Annotated in this window: 20 protein-coding genes; 19 read left to right on the forward strand and 1 reads right to left on the reverse strand. The window is 53.6% G+C overall.

The features are described 5' to 3' along the window. Positions 1–96 precede the first annotated feature (96 nt). The 19 genes from PCH01S_RS00925 to PCH01S_RS01015 all read left to right on the forward strand — a co-directional run bounded on the left by PCH01S_RS00925 (position 97) and on the right by PCH01S_RS01015 (position 19,708). Complete coding sequence (locus tag PCH01S_RS00925; protein ID WP_042225917.1) at positions 97–579, forward strand: thiol-disulfide oxidoreductase DCC family protein; 483 nt, start codon at positions 97–99, stop codon at positions 577–579. 3 nt (positions 580–582) lie between these two features. Then, on the forward strand, positions 583–1,539 hold the full coding sequence (locus PCH01S_RS00930) for a DoxX-like family protein (RefSeq protein ID WP_042225921.1): 957 nt from the start codon (positions 583–585) through the stop codon (positions 1,537–1,539). Beyond that, complete coding sequence (locus PCH01S_RS00935; RefSeq protein ID WP_042225922.1) at positions 1,512–2,189, forward strand: DUF4166 domain-containing protein; 678 nt, start codon at positions 1,512–1,514, stop codon at positions 2,187–2,189. Before PCH01S_RS00930 ends, PCH01S_RS00935 begins: the two co-directional genes overlap by 28 nt. A 292-nt stretch (positions 2,190–2,481) precedes the next feature. Continuing rightward, positions 2,482–3,015, forward strand: a complete 534-nt coding sequence (locus PCH01S_RS00940) for a DoxX family membrane protein (protein WP_042225923.1) — start codon at positions 2,482–2,484, stop codon at positions 3,013–3,015. Positions 3,016–3,411: 396 nt separating this feature from the next. After that, on the forward strand, positions 3,412–4,263 hold the full coding sequence (locus PCH01S_RS00945; protein WP_053228603.1) for a 2-oxo acid dehydrogenase subunit E2: 852 nt from the start codon (positions 3,412–3,414) through the stop codon (positions 4,261–4,263). A 155-nt stretch (positions 4,264–4,418) separates the two neighbouring features. Then, complete coding sequence (locus tag PCH01S_RS00950; RefSeq protein WP_042225924.1) at positions 4,419–5,039, forward strand: LuxR C-terminal-related transcriptional regulator; 621 nt, start codon at positions 4,419–4,421, stop codon at positions 5,037–5,039. Positions 5,040–5,296: 257 nt separating this feature from the next. After that, positions 5,297–6,856 carry an amino acid adenylation domain-containing protein gene (locus PCH01S_RS00955; RefSeq protein WP_042225927.1) on the forward strand — a complete coding sequence of 520 codons (1,560 nt, stop codon included), beginning with the start codon at positions 5,297–5,299 and terminating at the stop codon, positions 6,854–6,856. Between the two features lie 14 nt (positions 6,857–6,870). After that, positions 6,871–7,131, forward strand: coding sequence for an acyl carrier protein (locus PCH01S_RS00960; protein WP_042225928.1), 261 nt, complete (start codon positions 6,871–6,873; stop codon positions 7,129–7,131). 13 nt (positions 7,132–7,144) lie between these two features. Further along, entirely contained in the window at positions 7,145–8,311 is a 1,167-nt protein-coding gene (locus tag PCH01S_RS00965) for a cytochrome P450 (protein ID WP_042225929.1), read from the forward strand. Positions 8,312–8,345: 34 nt separating this feature from the next. Further along, positions 8,346–9,266, forward strand: coding sequence for a hypothetical protein (locus PCH01S_RS00970; RefSeq protein WP_042225930.1), 921 nt, complete (start codon positions 8,346–8,348; stop codon positions 9,264–9,266). Between the two features lie 13 nt (positions 9,267–9,279). Further along, positions 9,280–10,461: an aminotransferase class III-fold pyridoxal phosphate-dependent enzyme gene (locus tag PCH01S_RS00975; RefSeq protein ID WP_042225931.1), complete on the forward strand. Its 1,182-nt coding sequence runs from the start codon at positions 9,280–9,282 to the stop codon at positions 10,459–10,461. Positions 10,462–10,482: 21 nt separating this feature from the next. Then, positions 10,483–11,169 (forward strand): RraA family protein, encoded by a 687-nt coding sequence (locus tag PCH01S_RS00980; protein WP_042225934.1) that lies wholly within the window; start codon positions 10,483–10,485, stop codon positions 11,167–11,169. A gap of 62 nt (positions 11,170–11,231) precedes the next feature. Beyond that, positions 11,232–12,992, forward strand: a complete 1,761-nt coding sequence (locus PCH01S_RS00985) for a thiamine pyrophosphate-binding protein (RefSeq protein WP_042225937.1) — start codon at positions 11,232–11,234, stop codon at positions 12,990–12,992. 32 nt (positions 12,993–13,024) lie between these two features. Then, entirely contained in the window at positions 13,025–13,843 is an 819-nt protein-coding gene (locus PCH01S_RS00990; protein WP_042225939.1) for a methyltransferase domain-containing protein, read from the forward strand. An 82-nt stretch (positions 13,844–13,925) separates the two neighbouring features. Beyond that, on the forward strand, positions 13,926–15,548 hold the full coding sequence (gene cimA, locus PCH01S_RS00995) for a citramalate synthase (protein ID WP_042225940.1): 1,623 nt from the start codon (positions 13,926–13,928) through the stop codon (positions 15,546–15,548). 35 nt (positions 15,549–15,583) lie between these two features. Then, a complete protein-coding gene (locus PCH01S_RS01000) occupies positions 15,584–16,843 on the forward strand; it encodes an MFS transporter (protein ID WP_042225942.1) in 1,260 nt (419 codons plus the stop codon). Between the two features lie 51 nt (positions 16,844–16,894). Further along, positions 16,895–18,316 (forward strand): FAD-dependent oxidoreductase, encoded by a 1,422-nt coding sequence (locus tag PCH01S_RS01005; protein WP_042225944.1) that lies wholly within the window; start codon positions 16,895–16,897, stop codon positions 18,314–18,316. A 57-nt stretch (positions 18,317–18,373) separates the two neighbouring features. Continuing rightward, complete coding sequence (locus PCH01S_RS01010; protein ID WP_042225946.1) at positions 18,374–18,676, forward strand: Dabb family protein; 303 nt, start codon at positions 18,374–18,376, stop codon at positions 18,674–18,676. Between the two features lie 267 nt (positions 18,677–18,943). Beyond that, positions 18,944–19,708 carry a hypothetical protein gene (locus PCH01S_RS01015; RefSeq protein WP_042225949.1) on the forward strand — a complete coding sequence of 255 codons (765 nt, stop codon included), beginning with the start codon at positions 18,944–18,946 and terminating at the stop codon, positions 19,706–19,708. A gap of 21 nt (positions 19,709–19,729) precedes the next feature. Here PCH01S_RS01015 and PCH01S_RS01020 read toward each other — a convergent pair whose 3' ends face one another. Then, positions 19,730–20,338: a flavin reductase family protein gene (locus PCH01S_RS01020; protein WP_042225952.1), complete on the reverse strand. Its 609-nt coding sequence runs from the start codon at positions 20,336–20,338 to the stop codon at positions 19,730–19,732. Positions 20,339–20,387: the final 49 nt, after the last annotated feature.

A 20,387-nucleotide genomic window follows, 5' to 3' on the forward strand; every position in this document is an offset into this window, starting at 1 on the left:
GTTCTAAATAAGTTAGAACTGAGCAAAAGCGCAATTCTGCCCTATACTGGCGTTAAGACAGCGAAAAATAGAAAACAGATGCCGGGGAGCGGGATTATGGGGAGACGAAAAAAGGCCAGTCAGAAAGATTCCGTCATCCTTTTGATCGACGGAGCCTGCATCTTGTGTCACGGGATCACCCGGTTCGTAATCCGCAGGGACCCCTCGCGGCGGTTTCGGTTCGCCGCCATCCAGTCGGAGGCAGGCAGCCGCCTCTTGAAGACGCAGGGGCTCGCGGCCGGCGACCCGGATACGTTCGTGCTGATCCAGGACGGCCGGGCATATACGAAGTCCTCGGCGGCTCTGCGCGTGTTCCGCTCTATGCCGGGGGTTTGGCCGGTTCTGGGCTTGGCCGCAATCGTGCCTGTTTCGGTAAGAGACCGGGTTTACGCCTGGATTGCGCGGGGGCGCTACCGGTGGTTCGGACGGAGGGAGAACTGCCTTCTCCCCGATTTGGACATCCGGAAGAGATTTATAGACGAAGGGCGGGAAACGGACGGGATGGAATCTGAAGAGCGTCCGGACGCGAAGGAGGAGTAAAGAATGGCGGCCAAACCGATCTATGTGGAGCTCGACATTCAAACGGACATGGAAACGCTGTGGAAAGCGACTCAGACTCCGGAACTGCATCAGCAGTGGGATCTGCGCTTTACGGAGATCACCTACATGCCCCGAAGCGGGGATAGAGAGCCGCAGCGGTTTCATTACCGGACAAGAATCGGCTTCGGCATGGATATCGCAGGGACGGGCGAGACGAAAGCCAAAACGAATTTGCTGACGGGAGAACGCATTTCGGGTTTGAAGTTCGGCTCCCCCCAGCGGATCTCGCTGATTCGCAGCGGGAGCGGATACTGGAAGTATTCGCCCAATGGCGGCAGTGTAACCTTCGCGACACGTTATACGTACGATACACGCTTCGGAGCGGCGGGGCGCTGGTTCGACCGGTGCTTGTTCCGCCCGCTTTTCGGCTATGCGACCGCTTGGAGCTTTGATATGCTCCGCATCTGGCTGGAAAAAGGAATTCCGCCTTCGGTCAGCATCCAGCGCGCCCTGATGCACTATTTCAGTGCGGGACTACTCGCACTGCTCTGGGTGTACCAGGGGCTGGTGCCGAAGCTGCTTTTCCCCGGGGGAGGCGAGCTGGCCATCATGCAGGCGGCCGGGTGGTTCCCGGGAGGCGAAAAGCCTGCACTCGCCCTGCTTGGCGCGAGCGAAATCGGCATCGGCCTGCTTGCGGCGGCGGCACACAGACAGGCGGGCGTGTACATCGTGCAGGCGGCGCTGCTGCTACTGCTGCCCGCAATCGCCCTCGCCCGGAGTCCCGAGCTCCTGCAGGCGCCGTTTAATCCGCTGACTCTTAGCGGAGCAATGGCCGGCTTGTGCCTGCTGGCGTTCTGGTCGAGGCGGGAATTGCCGCAAGCGGGAAGATGCTTGCGCAAGCCGCGCGGCAGCGGGAAGGAGGAGGAGCCGAAATGGCATCCATATACGAGCGGGCGCTAGGGGAGGAATTCGGCAGGCTGCATCCCCGCATCCGGGAGCGGTTCGGCTTCGGCAGCGAAGACGGCGTTGCTTCCATTGGCGCAGGCGTGATGCACCGCATCTGGGCCAGCAAATGGACGGCTCTCCCGCTTCTGATCGGCACCTCGCGGCACATCATGTTTCCGGAGAGCGGCACCGAAATTCCTTTCACCATCGAAAATTACGCCTACCGGGACGGCTACGGCCGGGAGACGGTAACCTGGAACCGGCACTTCACGTTCAGGTCCAAGGTCCGGCATTTCGACGCCACGATGATCTACAGCAGCCGGCGCCGGCGTATCGTCGATTACTTGGGGAACAAGCAGCATCTCGCTGTAGATCTTGAACTTGAGGCGGCCCCCAATGGCGGTATCCGCATCCGGTCGAGCGATCAGCGGTTTTATGAAGGCTGGCTCCAGTTTCCTTTTCCCGCAGGCTTGACGGGGACGGCCGAAGTATGCGAGTGGTTCGATGACGCCGAAGACGCTTATAAAATTTCCGTAAATGTCAGCAATCCCGTTTTCGGTCCGGTCTTCGGCTATCAAGGAACGTTCCGGGCGCAGCTTGTCCCTTGCGGAAGAACCGATATTCCGGATCATGCAAAACCCCTGCGGGAAGAGCTTCGGGAGTGAGGACAGATCCATTAAATTTCCCCCGGCTAATACGGGGGCTTTTTTTTATTTCAGCCTGAATTGACGGGATTTGTGCTTCACACTCCATGAAAAAGTCCAAATAGTCCATTAGTTAATGGCAAAAAATAAATTGATAGCGTTTTAAAAATCAAGTACAATTAAGGCGTCATTTACCATTACATGGAAAGGAGGGCATCTATATCCAGTCTTGATATATTGGAAGGAGATTTTCACCAAAATTCAGCTCTGACATGTTCATGCAGAGCCATACCAAAAGGAGATGATTGTTTTGATGAATTGGTTAAGAAATAATGTTTACGCTTCGGGTGTGCTGCTGCTGCTTCGTCTGTATATAGGGTGGAAGTGGGCAAGTGCGGGATGGGGCAAAATTACGGGAGGTTTCGATGCAAGCGGTTTTATGAAGGGCGCCATCGCGAAACCGGTGACGGATAAGGCGACTAATGAGCTTTTGTATCCGACCTATCATGCTTTTCTGGAAAGTGTGGCGCTGCCGGGAGTCAAAGCGTTCAACTTCCTGGTTCCATGGGGTGAATTCCTGGTCGGTCTCGGCCTGATACTTGGCGGTCTGACGGCCGTGGCGGCTACGTTCGGATTGCTGATGAACTTTATGTACATGTTTGCGGGAACGGTGAGCTCGAATCCGTGGATGATCCTGCTCGGGTTTTTCGTAGCTGCCGCAGGGGCAAACGCTGGGAGATTCGGTCTTGATTATTACCTGCTTCCGTATTTAGCTTCTAAGGCGGGCCGGAAAAGAAAAGCGGTTGTTTTCGACAAGGATAACAAGCCGGCTTTTGAACACGGTTGAATCTCTACGTTTTATGCAAGTTTACAAACGGGTCTATTAGCCTTGCCTTTATGGCAGGGCTTTTTTTTCTGTCCGGGATCGGAATGGCCCACCTTAGAATGTGTGTCCTGAAACAAGAATAGGACTTATTTAATACTTATTCCTATATTGTATCATATATTCTTGTAATTACCAGTTGTATCCAATTCAATCGCTGCCTAGCTAGATGTTTTCTTTTATTGAAAGAAATTTGGCGGTTTTTGTCGGATATAAGGAAACTTTGTGGATGCTTGCGAATCAATTGACAGGCTGTAAACGTGTGGGGTACAATTTCTAAACAATAAAAGGCAGTCGTAACCATTAATGGAAGGATAGGTATGCGGCCAATACAAAAAAAGAAAGGCGGCTGTCCCGGTTATGAGTTTGGAAAAGGAGCGGGAGCATATGGATAAAGGCGAGACAAGCCATACGGAATCGAAAGAAAAGCCTGTTCACGTTAGAAGCACCGGCATCCATCTGTCGGACAATCCTCCAACCCCGTTTGGTCAAACGGAAGCGGAGACAGTCGGCGAGGCGGAAGATTTTATCAAAGTCACGCCCGTCCGTCACACGATAGCGATGCGCACGCTGCAAAGCGTCCGGGAAATTCCCCACGCCTTGACGTCGATCGAGACGGATGTAACGGATCTGGTTAAGCTCCGTACGAAGCTTAAAGATGAGTTTATACGCCGGGAAGGCGTTAATTTAACTTATCTGGCTTTTTTTATTCAAGCGGTCGTATCGGCCATCAAAGATTATCCCGTGATGAACTCCGTGTGGGCCGTCGATAAAATCATCATGAAGCGAAATGTCCACATTTCCCTGCTCATAGGGACGGAAGATTCCGTCCTTGCCCCCGTTATCAAATTCGCGGACCAGAAAAGCGTTTCGGGGATCGCTTTGGAAATCGCAAGCCTTACGCAGAAAGCACGGACGGGACGCCTCACTCTGGACGATATGCAGGACGGAACGTTCACGATCAACAACACGGGCGCATTCGGTTCCATCCTTTCCTCTCCGACCATCAATTACCCCCAGGCAGCTATTCTGACGATCGAATCGATTGTAAAAAGACCCCGGGTCGTCGACGAGATGATTGCCGTCCGTTCCATGGCAAATCTCTGCCTCTCCAGCGACAACCGGATCCTCGAAGGCCGTGTGACCGGCCAATTTCTGCATAGAGTCAAGGAAAATCTGGAGGCTTTCCATCCCGAGAGCCAAATCTATTGAGGCTTTGGTTTCCTATCCGTACGCTCACTACACTCCCGGATCTTGCCGTTCACGATACTCCATAAGACAAGGAGTTGATCCGCTAGGTCCTAAGACGGATGCAGAACAAGAGGATGGAACGGTTTAAAAATAAGAATCAAAACGGAGAATGTGTGATGAGAGAGAAAAACAAGCCAATTCATGTCTTCATTGTGGATAACAGTTCCGGGAAAAACCCCGCGATTGCGGACTATCTCAGCCAGTCCGATCAGTTTCAGATTGCCGGAATCGAGACGGGAATGAAATCGGCGTCTTTTACTCACTTGGGTGTTCTTCCCGAACCGTTCGTTGTCGTTATGCTTATGAGCGATTCCCCGCATTGTGATATTTTATGGATCAAGAAAATGAAAAAAACCTACGCGGATCTGCGAATCATCGTACTGTCCGAATACAATTACGTCCTGTTTTTCCATACGCTTATGGAAGCGGGAGTCAACAATATCCTGAATATGGATACGAAACCGGAACAGGTGGCTCAAGTGATCGAGTGCACGCTGGACGGGCATTTTTTCCTGCCGTATTCTTTCTATCATATGTTGAATCATATCTCGTCGGTATTCACGGAAGTGGAAATCCAGACGCTGGAGCTCATTGCCCTCGACTATACCAACGCCCAGATGGCCAAGGAACTGAACGTGACGATACGGACAGTAGAGAGCCGACTGACCAAAATATACGATAAGCTGGAAGTGTCTTCGCGCAGAGGCGCCGTAAAGAAAATTATGCAAATGAAGTGAGCAAAAAGGTTCCCCGCCGAGCTTTATCCGGTGCAGGGAGCCTTTTTTTGACGGGAGTAAAACCACATTTTTTATGTGGGTGACCACATTTTAATTTCGGTAGGCGTAGTGATACTTTAAGGACAGCAAGCCCTCTGAATACCCCGACTAAACGCGCAAAGGATGTGACGGGACAACGGCAAAAAGCCATGCGAAAACTCATCGCTTCGTTCAGCTGATGAATAGGCACACGAACTTGACGCTAAGTGGAGGTCTGTATGTATCGTTCTGACGAACCTAAATTTCTGCATGATTATTTCTTGAAATTTGCCGAGAAAACCCCGGAATCCTTAGCTATTGTGCACCATTCCGAGAAGTGGACGTACGCCGGTCTGGCCGACAAATCCCGTGATTATGCGGAACGGCTGAAAATTGCCGGTCTGCGTACCGGAGACCGGGTCGTGCTCGAACTCGATCCGTCTGCGGAAGCGATTGCCGTTATGATTGCGTGCTCGATCCGGGGATTCGTGTTCATTCCCTTGAATCCGGACACTCCTCAGGAGCGGCTCGAATCCATTCTGACTCGCACGGGAGCCAGACTGCATATTCAAAAAGGCCGCACCCGGAAGCTTTCGCCGCAAGCGGAAGCAAGGCAGGCTTACCTCGAAGAAGGTCATCTGCTTGTGCCGGAAGCAAGCCAAGCTGCGGACAATCTTTCAACCGATTCCAAACTGCTGGATACGAATCTCGTTTATCTTATTTTTACCTCGGGCACGACGGGTCAGCCGAAAGGCATCATGATGACGCACCGGGCGGTGGTGTCTTATTTCGACGGGATGAACGCCCAGTGCGCTCTGCCGCAGAACACGCGGGTCGGGTCGGTGTCGTCCCTGCAGTTCGATTTCAGTCTGGTGGATATGGGGCTGGCATTCGGCACCGGGGGAACCCTCGTAATCGTTCCTCGTTCGCTCATTTTTCAGCCCAGACGGTTTCTGGAGCACCTGCATCAGCAGCGGGTGGACTTGATGAGCGGCGTTCCTTCCATCTGGAAAAATGTCCTCGCTCATGAGCGGCAGCCTGTCGAAGACATTCATCTCCATTCGATCCTATACGGAGGCGAGTACTGCTCGGCGCGAGATCTTCGCAAACTGCAGTCTCTATTCGGCTTGAAGCGGATTATTAACTGTTTCGGGCAATCGGAATCCATTGCGTGTTCGTTTAAGCATTTACCCCTTCCGCTCCCTGATACCGAAGCGATCTCCGTCGGCTCGGGGATGCACAACACCGAAATGCTGCTCGTCGATGAATCGGGCACTATCATTCGCGAGCCGGGAATTACGGGTGAAATTTACCTGCGTGGAGCTTGTCTTTTCTCAGGCTACTGGCTGGAGGAAGAATTGACGAGCAGCCGGCTGGTCCCTCATCCGGAAACGCCCTGCACGGGAGAGAAAGTGTTCAAAACCGGCGATCTGGCATACATGGATGAGAACGGTGAATTTTATTATGTCAGCCGGACCGATAACCAGGTCAAAATTATGGGCTACCGGGTCGAATTGGAGGAGGTAGAGAGAAGACTTCTTTCACATCCGAAGGTCGACGGCGTATGCCTGATTGTACACGAGGGGAACAAAACGGAGCTTCACGCTTTTATGGTCCTGACAGATCAGGAAAACACTCAAACCGCACAGCAGCAGCTGCGGGCTTATTGCGCGGAAATGCTGCCGTCTTACATGATTCCTTCGCGTTTCAGCTTCCTCAAAGAATTCCCTCTCAATACAAACGGCAAAGTCGACCGGAAGGCGCTAAAAGGAATGCAGATTCCAACCCTAACCCGTTAAGGAGATGATGGATTGTGACTAAAGAAGACGTGTATGCAAAATTTGTGGAGCACATCAAAAAAACGAATCAGGTGGAAGAACTGCAGATCGACGAGAACGATAATCTGCTGGAGCACGGTTATATCGACTCCTTGTCGATGGTGGATATGATTGTGTTTCTGGAGGAACAGGTCGGACGCGAAATCGTGATCGAAGATTATGATATCCGCAAGTTTTATACGCTGAAATCGATTTACGAAACCTTCTTCCAAGATCACCTGGTTTCCTCCAATTGAGGACGGTGATCCTATGAGAAGCGAAGCGACTCCTCTCGTCATTGATTATATGTCCACCGAGTTCCGGCAGGATCCCTGGCCGCTGTATACCGCTCTAAGACAGGAGGAGCCGATTCACTGGTCGGAAAAACAGCAGTGCTACTTTCTCAGCAAGTTCAAACATATCAAGCAGATCCTGCTTGATACGGAAAACTTTACGGTCGAGCATCCGTTCCGGACGACCCGCCATCTGTTCGGCTCCACGATCATTGATATGGACGGCAAGAAGCACAGCGAAAGACGTCCGATCATGAGCAACCAGTTTAAGCCCAGCGCGATGCAAAAAGGGATGGAAGACGCCGTGAGGCAAGTCATCAAGCGGATTGTGGACGGAATTCCTTCCGGCCGGGAGGTCGATTTCATCCAAGATGTGGCGATTCCCATTCCGATGACCATCATCATGGAGGCAATCGGTCTGCCGGCGAAGGATGCCATGTGGGTCTATCACAAGATGCGGCCGATTATTCTCCATCTGGATAATCCCAAAAGCCATTTTCAGGCCGCCCTTGAAGCGAGCGATGAATTGTACGCTTACATCGAGAATTTCGTGCGTGGCGGTACTTCCCGGGGGATGATCGCCCATTTCCGGGCGTCTGTGGAGAAGGGGCAGTGGACCCAGGAAGATATGAACCGGCACATTCTTCTTCTGCTGTCCGCCGGTTCCGAGACGACGGCCTGCTCTATCGCCAATATCATGGCCATTCTGCTGGACAAACCGGAAGAGCTGGCGCGCGTGATGGAGGATGGCGAGTATCTGAAGTCCGCCGTTCAGGAGAGCCTGCGCTGGCAGCCTCCTCTTCATACGACGACCCGGATATGCAAAAAAGATTATGAGCTGGACGGGGTTGTCATCCCGAAAGGGAAGTTTGTTATCCTTCTTCTGGCCAGCGCCAACCGGGACGAGGAGATGTACGAGAATCCGGGCCAGTGGATTCCTTCCCGCAAGGAAAAAGCGAATTTATCGTTCTCGATGGGCTCTCACAATTGTCTCGGGTTTAACTTGGCGAAGCTGGAGCTTGAGGAAACGTTCCTGCAGCTGTTCAACCGGTTCAGCGGAATAAAGCTTGCCCAAAGCGAGCGCCCTGTCATTCAAGGACAAACTTTCCGTATACCGCAGAAGCTTCTGCTTACCTTTTCGTAAAGCAGGATGCGATAGAGAAGAAACGAGGTTAGCTATGGTCGGAATCAGTCATGTGCATTATGTGTTAGGCGATTACAAACCTTTGACGGAAATCCCGGAAATGGATACCTCCAAAGAAAATTTAGCCAAATTCCGGATCAATGGGGTCCGCCAATACTGCGGGTCCGATAAGACCATGTACCAGCTCGCGCTGGAGACGGCCACGGCTACTCTGGAAAAAAGCGGATTGGATAAAAGTTCGGTCGGCGCCGTTTTCTTCGCTACCGGCAATCATCACTGCAAAGAGCTGCACGAGGAGGATTTCGCCGGGCGGCTTCTAGACGAGCTGGGACTTGACAGCGCGTTTTTTTACGGGGTATTCATGCAGTACTGCGCAAGCGTTGCGGCAGCCCTTCAACTGGCGGCGCAGTTTGCGGAAGCGAACGGCACGAACGTCCTGCTCGTGAGCGCGGATAAAATTCTCGATTACGGACCTATCGTGCGCATCATCCCCGGCGTGATCGGTCTGCACAGCGACGGTGCCGTTTCCTGCATCGTGACGGACCGGAATCCTCAGTTTACGATGACTCCTTTTCAGACGCTTCAGGATTCTTCTTCATGGCGGCTGATGTACGGGCAGGAGAAGAAAGGGCTGCAGGACAGTTTTCTTACGAATTCCCGTCTTGTCATCTCACGGGTTCTCGAAGCGAACAACCAGCCGAAAGAGAGCATTCATCTTGTGGTGACGAACAATTTTAATTTCACGATTTCTAAAAACCTTTCGGTGTATTGGGAAATTCCGTACGAGAAATTTTTCAGCCTGAACATCCCGAGAACGGCTCATTGTCCGGCCGGAGACGTGTTTATCAATCTTCTGGATATGAACACGGCTGGAATTATTTCCAGGGGAGATTCCATCCTGACGTTCTTTCCGGCTCCCCATTCGTGGATGGGAACGCTTTTGACTAAAAATTGAAGGAGCTGAGCCTATGTCGTTGAGCGTTTTTGATGAAAAGTCAATTTATGGTGCGGATTATTATCTGGCCGGTTCCAAGAACGAATTTCTGATCCTGGAAGACCGCGAAGGAAGACGGAAGCATTATATCGACTGCATGAGCGCTTACGCATCGGTGAATTTCGGTCACTGCAACCCGGATATCGCTCCGTTCCGCGAGCTGCGCTCGGATATTGCGGCCTGCTTTTATCCGAAGGAAGCGGAGCAGTATGCACAGTGGCTTCTCGGCAAACTCAAGGCTCCCGGCTACGAGCTCCTGTTTCAGGTCGGCGGCAGTATGGCCGTGTCAACGGCTCTTTCCATCGGACAACGTGTGAGAGAAGGCAAAATCGCCTATCTCAGAGGCTCTTTCCACGGACTGGGCCTTGATGCGCTTGCCGTTACGAGTGTGCACAAAAATTTTGCCTTGCAGCAAACGTCCCTGCTAGGCGAGCTTGAAAAACACTGCATCGAAATCGAGCCGGGACAGACGGATATACCGTGGGAGACGATTTCGACCTTTATCTACGAGCCGGTGCAGGGAGCCAACGGCTACATCCCCCTCCCTGCGAAGTGGCTGACCGATACGGCGGCCGAAGCCAGGCGGCATGGCGTGATCGTCGTTTCCGATGAGATCCAGTGCGGCTTTTACCGTCATGGCCACCTCAGCGTGTCCTGCCATCTCGGAATAGAAGCGGACGTTTACCTGTTCAGCAAGTCGATGACCAACGGGCTGTATCCGTTCTCCGCCGTCGTATACCGGGGCTCGTTGAAGGAATCGATCCCGGGCTCGCTGTTCCTCGCGCATACGTTCCAGACTTCGTCGCTGGGCTGCTTCGCGGCCATGGCGGTCGCCGAATATATCGACGCCAGCCGTCCGGAAGAGCTGTGCGGCGAGATCGAAGCTCTGATCCGCGAGCATTTCCCGTTCGAGCTTCCGCTGCTGCGGGACGTTCATCTGACGGGTCCGACCCTTTCCTTCGAAGTCGAAGGAGTTTCCGGGAAATCCATCGTCCAGCAGTGCCTCGAACGCGGAATTCTGATTTTCACGGGCGGCCCTGCCGGACAACGAATCCGTTTCGCACCGCCTCTGACGATCGAGAAGACGAATCTGGTGTACGCGATCAAACAGCTTGCCGATGTGCTGACGCATGCAGGCGCGGTTCATACCCTATAACCCTGAAGGAGAGTGCTGAACATGATTACGGAAGAGAAAGGCATCGACTTATCTACGATCGAGCAGGTCAGACGCCAGTTTGCCAACATCGGCTGCGCTCAGCTTAACGATGCTTCCCAGAAGTATACCGTTCCGTTCCCGACGACATTTCAGAACCGGACGCGTCATCTTAAGCTGTGCGGGCCTGTGTATACGGTCAACACAGACAACGACATGCTGCCGGGTCTGGAGGCGCTCAACAACGCGCCGCAGGGGTTCGTCCTGTTTTTGAATAATGTGAACGAACGTTCCGAAGCGCTCGCGGGAGATATCTACGTGCTGGAAGCGGTCCGCCGGAAGCTGGGCGGTCTTGTCATCAACGGCGCCATCCGGGATATCGACGATATCAACAAGCTGGACTTTCCCGTCTTCTCTACGGAAGTCACTTACGTATCGGCCAAAACGGCGGTTACGCCTGCGACGAAAGTGCCGGACACGGTTCATGTCGGAGATATCGTCATCGAGCCGCAGGACTGGATTTTCGGAGATAACGACGGTCTGCTGCTCATTAAGCGCAAATATTTAAACGCGGTTCTTCAGGGAGCCCTTTATGTCGAACAGAGAGAAGAAGAATTGAAGAAAGAAATTTTAAGCGGCAAAAGCATGGCATCCCTCACGGGGCTGGACAATTATCTCGCCGGCAAGGGACCGCTGAAATTTGATGTCTAGGACGGAATTTCGCATCCGTCCGGTTATTCTTCCATTTCCGTTAGAAGAAGGGGAATAAAACGATGTATATCAAGGAAATTGTCGCTCTCTGGTTAAAGCGGATGGGCATCCATACGGTCTTCGGAATCCCCGGAAGCTATGTGCTTCCGATGATCGACGAAATTTCGCGCAAGGAAATCCGATTTGTGCTTTCTCAGCACGAGTACGGCGCGGCTCTGATGGCGGACGGTTTTGCCAAAGCCGGGGCAGCACCCGCCTGCGTTATCACGACGACGGGGATAGGAGCCACGAACGCGCTCAGCGGCATTGTGAACTCTTTCACAGATTCGCAGCCCGTTATACTTCTGACCGGTCAGGTTCCCATATCGACTTACGGGAAAGGCGCTCTCCAGGAGTGTGTCGGCGAGGGGCGCACGTTCGATCTGGAAGCTTTGATGTCCAAGGTGACCAAGTATTCCAAGCTGGTCGAGTCTGCAGATCATCTGCTCGATACGTTGAAGGAAGCGGAGATGCACCTGTGGTCGGGACGCAAAGGGCCCGTACATATTTGCATACCGATTGACGTTCAGTTCACGGAAATACATTTTGAAGGATTTGAGCCGTTCACCTTCCCGAAACCGACGGAAATCGTTGACGCGGGCGGGGAAGAAGTGAGCCGGCTCGGAAATCTGCTGAAAGAATCGCAGAAGCCCTTGCTGCTGCTCGGAGCCGGGGCAAACTACAGCCACAACGAAGAAGTCGTCGAGCAGATTGCCGACCTGGGCGTTCCGGTAGCTACGACGCTAAGAGGCAAGGGAATTATCAACGAGAATCATCCGCACGCGCTCGGTTGTACGGGCCTGCACGGGAAATCGGCGGCCAATTATTATTTGTACCGGGAAGCGGATCTCGTCATCGCGGTCGGCGTGTCCATGAGCGAGTTTACGACGCAGGGCTGGGACTCCATCTTCGACAAAGCACCGCTCGTGCAGGTCGACATCGATCCGAAGCAGATCGGCAAAAACTACGAGGTGCGCATAGGCATCGCCGCGGACTCGGAGACTTTCCTGCTTGCGTTATACGGCCTGCTGGAGGATGCATCGTGGGAGAAAGCGACGGCGGCGCTGCGGCAGTCTAAGCATAAATTTGCCGAAGCCGACCGCGAGAAAGATTTGACCTACGTCTCCGCCGTCCAAGGCAAGCTTCATCCCGTGCAAGTCATCGAAACGCTGCAAAAACTGCTGCCGCAGGGCAAAACGATTTGGGTTACGGACCCGGTCTCGTGGACCGAAACCCATTTGCTTTCGAAAGGCGCGGGCACGTATATCGAAGGCTTGAACGGGGCGGCTATCGGGTATGCGCCTCCGGCCGCAATCGGCGCCAAATGTGCCAAACCCGATTCGTATGTCGTCTCCATCTTCGGTGACGGCGGCTTCCGCCAGACGGCGTTAGAGATGGCGACGGCCACATCCCATGAAATACCGGTGCTCTGGCTCAATTTGAACAACGAGAAGTTCGAGTCCATCAACAATGCCCAGAAATCGTACTACAAAGGCAACGTGGTAGGAACGTCGTATAAGCCGATCGATTATGTGGCCTTTGGCGAGTCGATGCAGATCGATACGATCCGTGTGACGACGGTTGAAGAGCTTCAGGAGGCGGCAAAATCGTTTCTTCATGAAGAGCGTCCGCTGCTTTTGGACATTCAAATCGTGGGCTCTGTCGTATCCGCGCCTAAATTCAGACAGCTCGCCAGGTACAAAACGTGGAAGCTCACGACAAGCCGGAAGTCTTCCGAGGATATGAAAGAAATCGTCAGTTATTTTCTGAAAAACCGGTATTAAAAAGCGGTGGACACACGAGAGGAGACGCGCTTATGAGCGGTGGAATAACGGAGAACAGAGCTAGACTGGACAGTTCCGCGGCCAGTGTGCGGAGCGTGTTCGACGCAAGGACGGTGGGATCCTCGCACCGGAGACTGGCTGAACTTCTTGAGCCGGGACAGTCGGTACTCGATGCCGGCTGCGGGACCGGTGCCATTACGAAAGGCATTGCGGAGGCGGTCGGTCAGGAAGGCCGTGTCGTCGGAATCGACAATAACGACGGACTGATCTCTTACGCCCGGGAGACCTTCGGCGGGCAGGAGACGCTTGCCTTCGAAACGGCGGACATCCACTATTTGCCGTACCGAAACGAATTCGACATCGTGACGACGGCTCGCGTGCTTCAATGGCTGGCCGATCCCCGGCAGGCGCTCGGCCAGCTCATCGAAGCCGCAAAACCGGGCGGCCGTGTGATCGTGCTGGATTATAATCACGACAAGATCAGCTGGCAGCCGGAGCCGCCTCCAAGCATGAAAGCCTTCTATGCGGCCTTTCTGAAATGGCGTTCCGATGCGGGGATGCGCAACGGGATAGCCGACGAGCTTCCCGGCGTTTTCGCGGACCTGGGGCTCGTGGAGATCCAGAGCAGCGAACAGCATGAAATCGTGATGCGTGAAGACGGGAACTTCCTCCAGCAAGCCGGAATCTGGGCGGATGTTGCGGCAACCCGCGGTGTCCAGATGGTTGCGGACGGCTACTTGTCCGAGCAGGAACGGGCGGCCGCCGAAACCGAGTACCGGCAGTGGGTGCAGACGGAAGCGGTCTCTCAGACGATGTATATGCTTGCCGTCGAGGGAGTTAAGCCGGAATAATCCCAGCCGAAAGCCGGCCGGGGGCCGCTAGGCAGGCGGTCTCCGGCAGCGGTCGGCGGAGATTTTCAAGCGGGAGGGAGATATGGACAATCGGATTACGATCTTGGACACGACCTTGCGGGACGGCACGCAAGGAGAAGGCGTCAGCCTGACAGTCGAGGATAAGCTGAAAATCGCCAAACGGCTGGATATGCTGGGTATCTCTTTCATCGAAGGAGGCTGGCCGGGCAGTAATCACAAGGATGCGGAATTTTTTATCCGCGCCAGAGAGTTGAATCTGCAGCAGGCGAGAATTACGGCGTTCGGCTCGACGAGGCGCAAGAACATTCCGGCCGAGCATGACGCCAATCTCCGGCAGCTGTTGGATATCAGGGTAGGCACGGCGGCGATTTTCGGTAAATCGTGGGATTTTCAGGTCCAAACGGCGATCCAGACGACGCTCTTCGAAAATTTGAACATGATCGAGGACACGGTCCGGTTTCTTAAACGCAGCGGAATCGGTGTGATCTACGATGCGGAGCATTTTTTCGACGGCTACAAGAGCAACCGCGCTTACGCCATGTCGACCATCCGCAAAGCTTACGAAGCCGGAGCGGACTGGGTCGTTCTCTGCGATACGAACGGAGGAACTCTTCCGCACGAGATCGCGGCGATAGTCGCATCCGTGAAAGAACAATTGGACTGCCCGCTCGGCATTCACGCTCATAACGATTGCGAACTCGCCGTTGCGAATACGATTGCCGCCGTCATGGCGGGCGCCGCACAGGTGCAGGGAACGATCAACGGTTATGGCGAAAGATGCGGCAATGCCAATCTCATTTCGGTTATTCCGAACCTTCAGCTTAAGCTTGGCCTGCCGGTTATAACCGCCGAGCAGCTTGCCGGACTTACAAGTACGGCGCGTTATGTGAGCGAGATTGCGAACATGCATATGCCCGTTAATCAGCCTTTTGCCGGACATGCGGCCTTTGCTCACAAGGGCGGTGTCCATGTCTCGGCTATTTTGCGCGATTCGAGCACGTATGAGCACATAGCGCCCGGACTGGTGGGGAACAGGCAGCGGGTTCTGGTTTCCGAGCTTTCCGGGCAGAGCAACCTTGTCTTCAAGGCTCAGGAGCTCGGCCTGGAGCTGGAAGCGAACGACCCGAATACGAAGATCCTCATCGAGCGTGTGAAAGAGCTTGAGCATCAGGGTTACCAGTTTGACGGAGCCGACGCATCCCTGGAGCTTCTGATCCGGAGTGTCCACGGAAATCTGGAAGAAATCCTGACCCTGGAGTCGTTTAAAATAACCGTCGTCAAATCCGTCGATCAGGCGATTTTGTCCGAAGCGGTTGTGAAGGTCAAGGTACACGGAGAATCAGTGTACAACGCCGCCGAAGGCAACGGGCCGATCAATGCGCTCGATAATGCGCTGCGCAAATGTCTGATGCAGCACTATCCGAGTCTTCAGACGATGCACCTGTCGGACTATAAGGTCCGCGTGCTCGACGACAAAGACGGGACCGCCACGAAAGTCAGGGTTCTGATCGAATTCTCGGATCGCGAAGAAACCTGGAGCACGGTCGGCGTCTCCGAAAACATTATCGAAGCCAGCTGGCAGGCTTTGTGCGACAGCATCCGCTATGCGCTGCTGGACGTCAAGCCTGCGCTGAACAAGCGGGCCGAGGGAGCCAAAGAAGCCGTCGGTCTCGTTAATCACTGACAAACTAGTCAAACGGATAGAGAGAGGTGTGCACCATGTCTACGAAACAACCCAAAAAAGGGGAAACGGCTCATGCTTCCGGTGCCGGGATTCAAGGACCCGAACGGACCCGGATGCCGCTGGCCGTATATTTCCTGGCTGTGAGTATTTTCATTATTTGTACCGCCGAGCTTCTGCCGATGGGGCTGCTGCCGCAGATTGCCCGGGATTTCAATATGAATGTGTCGAGCGCAGGATTGCTCATTACGGTTTACGCACTCGGCGTCGCGATCGGCGGCCCCCTGATTACGGCCGCGACGGGAAGAATCGAGAAGAAGAAGCTGTTGATCGGACTGCTTCTCCTGTTCGTTGTCGGATCTTTGATCAGCGCGGTTACGACCAACTATTATCTGCTGATGGTGGGCCGGCTGTTCTGCTCGTTTTCCCACGGGACGCTTGTCGGTGTGGCCATCGTGGTGGTCCAGCGGCTTGCGCCTCCTGGTAAAGAAGGCAGCGCCATTTCCTATTTAACCGTAGGTTTAACGGTAGCGACCATATTGGGCGTTCCGGTAGGAACCTTTATCGGCAACAGCTACGGCTGGCGGATGTCTTTCTATGCCTTGACGATTGCCGCTGCCATCTGTGTGATCGGAATGGCATGGCTCGTGCCGACGATCAAGTCCGGCAAAGCCGTCGGAATGGCAAAGCAAACCCGTGAAATTTTCCGTGCCAAACCCCTTGTCGCATTGCTGACGACGGTTTTCAGCTCCGGCGGTTTGTTTGCCGGTTATACGTATATCGCGCCTTATCTCGAAGAAATTACAGGCTTCACCCCGACGGCGGTATCTCCCATTATGCTCGCGTTCGGGATCGGTTCCGCCATCGGCAACATCGCCAGCGGAAAGCTGGCCGATAAGGGCCTGATGAAAACATTACTCGGTTCGCTGGCAGCCATGATCATTACGATGACAGCCTTCGCCCTGTTGGGACAGGTGCCTATCCTGGCGGTGATTTTCTCCTTCCTCTGGGGACTGACCGGTTTCGCTATCGTAACACCGCTGAATATGCTTGTCCTGCGGAAAGCCGGAGACGCTGCGGATCTGGCGGCTTCTCTCAATATTTCCGCCTTTAACGTGGGCAGTGCCATCGGAGCCGCTGTCGGCGGGGTTGCCATCAATACCGCGCTGGGACTCCGGGGAGCGCCGCTGTCCGGCGTAGCCATCGGCTTAATCGGCGTCCTGTTCGCCTTTACGCTGATCTGGATGGACCGCAAATCAGCCTGGCAGCAGAAGACCGTATCCAAAAGCAGCACCTGAACGAACGATGGATCAGTTGGGGACTTTTAGACGGGAAGGAAGTGTGGCGGAATGAATGATTTCATGAAGGAGCAGGGAAAGCCGCGCAAAGCAATCGTCATCGGCAACAGCATGGCCGGAAAGCTGGCTGCCCGGGTTCTGTCCGATTACTTCGATACAGTGACGATTATCGAGCAGGACCCTCAGCCGGAGGGGCCTTACCCTCGTAAAGGCACACCGCAGAGCTATCATACCCACGGGCTTTTAAAAAGCGGCGAAAATACACTCGACAAGTTTTTTCCCGGTATTATGCAGGAGCTGGAGGGGCACGGCGGGGAAAGGCTCGATTTTATCCGGGACATTTCCTGGGTGTACCAGAACTTTCACTTTGTCCGGTTCAACAGCGGGTTCGAGGTTGTTTCCCAAAGCAGGCCCCTGCTGGAATGGCGGGTTCATCAGCGGTTGCTGCAGCGTTCCAACATCGAATTCGCTTATTCGCACAGAGTCGTTCAGTATATCAGCAGTCCCGGCGAGAACCGCTTTACGGGCGTCGAGACGGAGAATCTGGTCACCAGGCAATCCGAGCGTCTGGAGGCTGATCTGATCGTTGATGCGGCGGGTTCGGCGACTAAGACGCCGGATCAGCTTCTGAAACACGGCTTTGACTCCCTTTCGCAATCCGAGGTGCATATCAATCTGGCTTATGCCACACGGATGTACGAGCGAGATCCTTCCGTAAGCCATGATTACAAGTCCGTGATCGTTTTTCCGAATCCGCCGGAAGTGTCCAAAGGCGGCCTGACATTCCCGATTGAAGGCGACCGCTGGTCCGTTACCCTCGTCGGATACGGAGACGGAAATCATCCGCCGCGCGATGACCAGGGATTCCTGAATTTCGCCAAGTCCCTTACACATCCGCATTTGTACGACCATATCAAATCGCTTAAGCCGGCAGGCGATATTCATGTGTACCGGTTTCCGAGCCAAGTGCGCCGGCATTACGAGAAACTCGACCGTTTCCCGTCAGGACTTATCGTCATCGGGGACGCCTTCTGCCGGTTTAACCCGGTTTTCGGGCAGGGCGTCAGCATCGCTTGCCTGGAAGCGCTGGAACTGCAGAAAGTTCTGCAGGAAGTACGTACGGGCAAGATCAAGGCCGAAGGAATTCCGAACGCTTTCCACAAACGGGTGTCGGCGCTCGTTGAACCTACGTGGATGACGGCGACCTCCGATGCGTTTTTGTATCCGAATACGAAAGGAAAGAAACCCGGGGGCCTTGGTTTTATGCAGTGGTATGTCCGCAGACTGTACCGTCTGTCGGAGTATGACCAGGACGTGTACGGGAAGTTTATCCGCATCCTGCACATGGTAGAAAAACCGACCGAATTGTTTAAGCCGGCGATGATTTATAAAGTCATGCGGGCCAAAATGCCCAAGCCCGATAAAAGAACGCCCGGAAGTCCCGTAAACCGGGATCGCGAACAAACCTTATAATCCGTAATCGTTTTAACTATAAACGGACGACTAAACCGAATGAACGGAGGAACTTAAATGAGCACCATTCGTCATCTGGTTTTATTCAACTTAAAGCACGAGGAGGGTTCGGCCGAAGCGGAAAAGTTTCTGAGCGACGGAAGAGAACTGCTCGCCTCCATACCTCAGGTACAGAAGCTTCAAGTTTTACGGCAGATCAGCCTGGAAAACGACTATCAGTACGCGTTCTCGATGGAATTTTCCAGCCAGAGCGACTATGACGAGTATGCGGCCGTTCCGCGGCATATCGAGTTTGTGGAGCAGAGGTGGCTGCCGGAAGTGGTACGTTCCTTTGAAGCGGACTTCGAAGTGCACAGCTAGACTCCGGCAGGCAGCGAAGCCCGATTTATACGGAATTTCAAAAGAAGCACCTTTCATGACGGTCGTAAGAAGAGCCGGATTGAAGAGGTGCTTCTTTTTGCTGCCGGGAGGACCTATAAAAGTTAGAACTGTTGGGCCTGCGGGTCTTTTGATATTCTCGGCATGAGGAACACGGGAGGAAACGCTGCTTCCAGGCGAAAAGTTTCCAATTACCAACGAAGACGATGATATTGCCGTTAGCAAGTTAATGAAAAGGGGGAGGCACCCATGAAAGATGGAGTGGGTATTGGGAGAAAACAGATCTGGAGGTTTATTTTTTCCAAGCTGGCAGCGACAGGTACATTATTCACCGTTTTTGTAATCATCATCATCCAAAATGATGCGGGTTTATACCAAATTTCGGAAGCGTCAAGGCTTCCTTATCTTTGGTGGCTTGTTTACGGATATGCCGTTATTTACTCCACTATTGTCGAGCTGATTCTATTCAAATTTTTTCCGAAGGCAAAGGTTGGGGTAAGGATGATCGTATACGGTGCCGGAGGATTTGCTCCTTTTGCCGTGCTTATTTTCGATCCCATTTATTTAGCGATTTCGGGTCTGATCGGATCTGTCTGCGCGCTTTTTTTCTATGCGGCGGATTGCTTGTACAGCAGAACGAAGATAATGGCGGCGGTGGCAGCACTATGTATACCGGCTGTTCTGCTCGTATTTGCCTGGGGTGATTTCACGGAGACGAAACAGTGGCGGGAAGTTCGGACCGATTCGTCTTACGAGGTAAGCTTTGCCTATTTCAACGGAGAAAAAGCCGTTCCGGTTCCCATAAAAAAGGGAGAAACAGCTCTGTTAACCTATTCGTGGACGATGAAAAACGGCGGATACGGAGTCCGGTTTACGGACGTGTTGCAGGTACCCGGAGATCTCCCTGCAAATAACAAGATTCGCATTCGTGTCCCCGAATCCGGTATTGCTTCTCTTGTTCTTACGGGAGATCATGCGGAAGGAACGTTCCGGATGGAATGGAAGACAGAATAAGAAGTGTCTGTACAAACCGATTCAGGTTTCGGATTTGAAGGACTTGCCTTTCTCCGCATCCAAGCCGAAGTAATGCCGGAAGCTGTAAATGAGCGGATTCCATGCGGCCGGATTCACATAGTGTTCCCCCAGCACGATCCGTTCTTCGGCGTGAACGGCGCGGGATTCGGTTTCCACGATGCAAAAGCCGTCGCTCGGGTGCACCTGAACGAGAGAGGCTTCGATTTGCAGAGGGCATTCCCGAATCCTCAGGGGCTTCACGCATACGGACGGAAGAGGGGTGAATCCGGCGGCCGAAAACTTGTCCCTCTCGAACCGGTATAACTCGCGTTTATTGTCCGGGACGGGGGATTTGCCGGTCAGCGGGGCCAGCTTCTCGACTTGTTCCCACAACGAGCTGTCCGGAAGGTTGATTACGCATTCACCCGTTCGGGACAAATTCTCCAGCCCTTTTCCGCCGTTTCCGATGCCGAGAATAATCCGGCTGCCGAGCGCCCATGCGGACGACAACGGAGAGATATTCGTGCTTCCGTCCTCGCTCAAAGTGGTGAGGAGAACGACCGGCGTTCCGAAATAAAGAATCGAAGGCCGGATCGTCCGAAACGTATCCTGTACTTCTTGTTTGATCATTAGGATCACCTCGCAAGAAGTATACATGATGTATGGTTCGGCCCCCGTC

This window comes from Paenibacillus chitinolyticus NBRC 15660 (assembly GCF_000739915.1).
Classification (GTDB): domain Bacteria; phylum Bacillota; class Bacilli; order Paenibacillales; family NBRC-103111; genus Paenibacillus_F; species Paenibacillus_F chitinolyticus.

Coding starts and splice junctions, on each gene's coding strand:
- PCH01S_RS00925 (WP_042225917.1), top strand. CDS start 97: ATGGGGAGACGAAAAAAGGCCAGTCAGAAAGATTCCGTCATCCTTTTG.
- PCH01S_RS00930 (WP_042225921.1), top strand. CDS start 583: ATGGCGGCCAAACCGATCTATGTGGAGCTCGACATTCAAACGGACATG.
- PCH01S_RS00935 (WP_042225922.1), top strand. CDS start 1,512: ATGGCATCCATATACGAGCGGGCGCTAGGGGAGGAATTCGGCAGGCTG.
- PCH01S_RS00940 (WP_042225923.1), top strand. CDS start 2,482: ATGAATTGGTTAAGAAATAATGTTTACGCTTCGGGTGTGCTGCTGCTG.
- PCH01S_RS00945 (WP_053228603.1), top strand. CDS start 3,412: ATGAGTTTGGAAAAGGAGCGGGAGCATATGGATAAAGGCGAGACAAGC.
- PCH01S_RS00950 (WP_042225924.1), top strand. CDS start 4,419: ATGAGAGAGAAAAACAAGCCAATTCATGTCTTCATTGTGGATAACAGT.
- PCH01S_RS00955 (WP_042225927.1), top strand. CDS start 5,297: ATGTATCGTTCTGACGAACCTAAATTTCTGCATGATTATTTCTTGAAA.
- PCH01S_RS00965 (WP_042225929.1), top strand. CDS start 7,145: ATGAGAAGCGAAGCGACTCCTCTCGTCATTGATTATATGTCCACCGAG.
- PCH01S_RS00970 (WP_042225930.1), top strand. CDS start 8,346: ATGGTCGGAATCAGTCATGTGCATTATGTGTTAGGCGATTACAAACCT.
- PCH01S_RS00975 (WP_042225931.1), top strand. CDS start 9,280: ATGTCGTTGAGCGTTTTTGATGAAAAGTCAATTTATGGTGCGGATTAT.
- PCH01S_RS00980 (WP_042225934.1), top strand. CDS start 10,483: ATGATTACGGAAGAGAAAGGCATCGACTTATCTACGATCGAGCAGGTC.
- PCH01S_RS00985 (WP_042225937.1), top strand. CDS start 11,232: ATGTATATCAAGGAAATTGTCGCTCTCTGGTTAAAGCGGATGGGCATC.
- PCH01S_RS00990 (WP_042225939.1), top strand. CDS start 13,025: ATGAGCGGTGGAATAACGGAGAACAGAGCTAGACTGGACAGTTCCGCG.
- cimA (WP_042225940.1), top strand. CDS start 13,926: ATGGACAATCGGATTACGATCTTGGACACGACCTTGCGGGACGGCACG.
- PCH01S_RS01000 (WP_042225942.1), top strand. CDS start 15,584: ATGTCTACGAAACAACCCAAAAAAGGGGAAACGGCTCATGCTTCCGGT.
- PCH01S_RS01005 (WP_042225944.1), top strand. CDS start 16,895: ATGAATGATTTCATGAAGGAGCAGGGAAAGCCGCGCAAAGCAATCGTC.
- PCH01S_RS01010 (WP_042225946.1), top strand. CDS start 18,374: ATGAGCACCATTCGTCATCTGGTTTTATTCAACTTAAAGCACGAGGAG.
- PCH01S_RS01015 (WP_042225949.1), top strand. CDS start 18,944: ATGAAAGATGGAGTGGGTATTGGGAGAAAACAGATCTGGAGGTTTATT.
- PCH01S_RS01020 (WP_042225952.1), bottom strand. CDS start 20,338: ATGATCAAACAAGAAGTACAGGATACGTTTCGGACGATCCGGCCTTCG.